Source organism: Staphylococcus sp. NWU MKU2 (genome assembly GCF_033283605.1).
GTDB classification, from domain to species: domain Bacteria; phylum Bacillota; class Bacilli; order Staphylococcales; family Staphylococcaceae; genus Staphylococcus; species Staphylococcus haemolyticus.
Window position 1 is genome coordinate 1 of record NZ_JAVSMH010000026.1, and the last position, 562, is coordinate 562.

Consider the following 562-nt stretch of genomic DNA (forward strand, 5'->3'; position numbering starts at 1 on the left):
GGATAACGATTTAAAACCGATAGGCCATTATTATTTAAATAGGGAAATAGAAACTTTAGAAGAAAAACAGGTGTGAAATAAACGATTTATAATACCCTACCTATGTATTGTATATTAACAATGGGGGTGATTAATAGTGTTACATTATACGGTCGTAAATAAAAAGAATTGTAAGTCATGTGGATTATGTACTTCTATAGCACCTGATATATATCAATTAGACGGAAGGGGGAAATCATTTGGTGTATTAGATAACAATCAAGGAATAGTGGGTATACCAAAAATTTTCTTGCAAGCAATGTTGGCGGCAAGTGACGGCTGCCCAACAAGTTCAATTCAGGTCAAAAAAGAGCCATTTATCCCACTTTAATGGGCAGTAAGACCCCCACCTCAAAATTCAGCGAAAGCAAAGAAGTTAGGTGGGGGGCGGGCTGCCCATAAAAGTCCGATTGGTTCAACTAATAATCAGTGGGGGATGAAGAAAACCCCCACTGATTAAAGTTTCACTTTATAATTATTCAGAAGTAGAGGGAGAATTATTGTAATGGTAAGGAAAACGTTC

1 protein-coding gene is annotated in these 562 nt (G+C 36.7%); it reads left to right on the top strand.

Translation table 11 applies throughout. The features are described 5' to 3' along the window. The first annotated feature begins 136 nt into the window (after positions 1 to 136). Positions 137 to 370, top strand: coding sequence for a ferredoxin (locus SBL15_RS12955; protein WP_061183108.1), 234 nt, complete (start codon positions 137 to 139; stop codon positions 368 to 370). Positions 371 to 562: the final 192 nt, after the last annotated feature.